We start from the raw sequence: 2760 nt of genomic DNA, 5'->3' as shown, positions 1-2760 counted from the left end.
TACTGGAAACAAGTCCGAGAGAAGCTTTTCCCTCTTCTGGAAGAAGAAACGGGACTGGAGCTAACCAACAAACTCAAAATCCTGGCACGACTTTCTTGAGATTGTGCGCATCGAGCAGTTCGTCCCAGAACCCAAGCGGGGTAAACGAGGAGGGCAACAGATAGACAGGCGTCCTCTAGCACGTGCTTTTCTGGCTAAGGCATTTTTCAATCTGAGCCAGACCCGTGCTCTGAAAGAACAACTTGACCAAAGTTGTGCCCTGCGAAAGCTTTGTGGAATGAAGACAGCTCCCAGCGAAGCCACCTTCAGCAGGGCTTTTTCTCAGTTTGCCCAAATAAATCTGGGGCAATTGGCCCATGCTGCTTTGGTTGAAAAGTTCGTTTCCCCTCAGCTCGTGATGCATATCAGCCACGATTCGACCGCTTTAGAGGCACGGGAGAAAGCTATCAAGAAGGTCAAACCTCTCAAGGTGAAGAAAAGCGTGGGCGACCCAAGAAAGGAGAAGAGCGACCTGCTCCTGAGCCAACTCGGATACAGAGACAAGTAGATTTACCGGCAAAAGAAGCCCTGTCGGAGCTGCCAACCGCTTGTGATTGGGGAGTCAAGCACGACACGGACGGCAATGAGTACCGTTGGCGCGGCTACAAAGCTCATCTGGCTTGGGCTGATGGGATGATTCCTCTCTTGTGCGTGACAAGCTCTGCATCCGTTCATGACAGCCAGACTGCGATCCCGATGATGAAGACCTTGGCTGCCTGTGTGACAAGTTTTTACGATCTGATGGACAGTGCCTACGATGCCCCTGGAATTCGTCAAGTCAGTGCCTCGTTGGGTCATATTACTTTGATAGAGCAAAATCCCCGCCGTGGTGAAAAAGTCATCTTTGCCCCGGCGGAGAGTGTTGGTTATCGTGAGCGAGGCAATGCGGAGCGTGGTAACAGTCGTTTGAAAGACTCCTTTGGTCTACGCTCTATCTACGTTCGGGGCCATGCCAAGGTTGATCTTCACATCCATTTTGCGGTTCTGGTCTTGTTTGCCGACCAGATTTTGAAACCTTTTGGGCATCCACCCGATTCGTGAAAAAGGCTCAGGTATACTGCCGTTATGGAAATCAAAGATGCCGAGTGGCTCTCTAAAACCAAAAATGATGGTGAATGCATGACCCGCCGCACCGTTCTGACGACCGCAATGACGACTGGCTTTGCACTAGCGGTGCAGCCGGTCGCTGCGGAGACAATCCTCACCGACACCAAGGGGCTGAAGGCGGGAATGATTACGTTTAAGGGTGCGGATGGCGTGGAAGTGCCCGCCTACTACGCCGTGCCGACGAAGCTTGTGGCGGGAAAGAAGGCTCCGGTAGTGCTCGTTGTGCAGGAGATTTTTGGTGTTCATGAGCACATCAAAGATGTCTGTCGGCGTTTTGCCAAGAAGGGCTACTTCGCCATCGCTCCTGAACTCTATGTCCGTCAGGGCAGTGTCTCGGACAAGCCGATGGTCGAGATCTTTCCCGTGGTGTCCCAAGTGCCCGATTCCCAGGTGATGACCGATCTGGATGCCGCGCTCGCCTACGCCCAGTCTACGGGAAGTGCCGATGCGAGCCGGGTTGCGATCACGGGCTTCTGCTGGGGCGGGCGCATTGTTTGGCTCTACGCGGCGCACAATGCAAAACTCAAAGCCGGGGTTGCCTGGTACGGTCGCCTCGTCGGGCAGAGCAACCCGCTCCAGCCCAAGAGCCCGACGGAGCTCGCCGACAAAGTGAAAGCGCCCGTGCTAGGACTCTACGGGGCGAAAGACGCGGGAATAAAGATCGAGAGCATCGAGGGCATGCGCGCCGCGCTGAAGGCAGCCGGGAAGACCAAGTGCGAGATCGTTGTCTACCCGGACTCTGAGCACGGCTTCCACGCCGACTACCGGCCCAGCTACAACGAAAAAGACGCCAAAGACGGTTTCGCTAAGCTGCTGGCCTGGTTCAAGAAAAACGGCGCGTAAGGAATCGCCCCGATGAACCGGGGCGTCTTATTGTCGTCGCAGGCTCCGACACGAAGGGCGTGCCGCCCATACCGAGTTATGGCCGCTTGCGGCCTTTGTGTCCGAGGAACGAGGACAATATGACCGGGTGCCCTCTGGGCGCGTTCATGGGGGCGAAAATGCTACGATCTACTTCACGCGCTCGAAGATCAAGATGTGCTGGCGCGGGAGAATTTGGCTGTTCTCGACAAATTTCAGAGAGAACAGCCCCATCTCTTTTTTGACCTGCGCCACACTGAGCTTGTGGACTTCCTTAATCGGCACCGCAGGGTCTTCCTTGCGGTACTCCACAAAGACGATCCGGCCCCCGATTTTTAGGGCCTTCACCATCGCCAATACCATCTCATAGGGCTTGTCGAACTCGTGGTAAACATCCACCATGATCTGAAGATCGCAGGACTTCTCGGGGAGCTTGGGATTATCGGTCTTGCCTAGCACTACCTGTACATTACTGATCCCGTTTTGCTTTTTCTTTTGCTCAATAATTGTCAGCATCTCGGGTTGAATGTCCACCGCGAGCACTTTTCCGCTCGGTGCGACTTGTTTGGCCATCATAAAGCTTAGGTAGCCACTCCCCGCCCCGATATCGGCCACCACCATGCCGGGCTTCAGCTTCAGTGCTTTTACGAGCAGTGTAGGGGCTTCTTCTTCTTCACGTTCGGGGCGATCCAGCCAGTCTGCGGCTTCGTGGCCCATGACGAGTGCGATCTCACGGCCCATGTAGAAGATCCC

The 2760-nt window shown here is 54.9% G+C and carries 4 protein-coding genes; 3 read left to right on the top strand and 1 reads right to left on the bottom strand.

Annotation, left to right across the window (positions count from 1 at the left end):
• The first annotated feature begins 103 nt into the window (after window positions 1-103).
• Genes ACH2EH_RS24710 through ACH2EH_RS24700 form a run of 3 tightly spaced genes read left to right on the top strand, consistent with a single transcriptional unit; the run spans window position 104 to window position 1989 of the window.
• Window positions 104-547, top strand: coding sequence for a transposase (locus tag ACH2EH_RS24710; protein WP_395146009.1), 444 nt, complete (start codon window positions 104-106; stop codon window positions 545-547).
• Window positions 532-1080, top strand: coding sequence for a transposase (locus ACH2EH_RS24705; RefSeq protein WP_395146011.1), 549 nt, complete (start codon window positions 532-534; stop codon window positions 1078-1080). The genes ACH2EH_RS24710 and ACH2EH_RS24705 overlap by 16 nt, the downstream gene beginning before the upstream one ends.
• Before the next feature lie 24 nt (window positions 1081-1104).
• Window positions 1105-1989 carry a dienelactone hydrolase family protein gene (locus ACH2EH_RS24700; protein ID WP_395146007.1) on the top strand — a complete coding sequence of 295 codons (885 nt, stop codon included), beginning with the start codon at window positions 1105-1107 and terminating at the stop codon, window positions 1987-1989.
• Between the two features lie 168 nt (window positions 1990-2157).
• Here the strand turns inward: ACH2EH_RS24700 and ACH2EH_RS24695 are convergent.
• A partial coding sequence (locus ACH2EH_RS24695) for a class I SAM-dependent methyltransferase (protein ID WP_395146005.1) occupies window positions 2158-2760 on the bottom strand: 603 nt, incomplete at its 5' end.

This window comes from Armatimonas sp. (assembly GCF_043760365.1).
Lineage (GTDB): Bacteria > Armatimonadota > Armatimonadia > Armatimonadales > Armatimonadaceae > Armatimonas.
Note: the sequence above shows the minus strand (reverse complement) of the source record. Positions and strands in the feature narration are given on the sequence as shown.

Bases quoted from the DNA above. Each gene is read 5' to 3' on its own strand.
- ACH2EH_RS24700 (WP_395146007.1), top strand. From the start codon at position 1,105: ATGGAAATCAAAGATGCCGAGTGGCTCTCTAAAACCAAAAATGATGGT.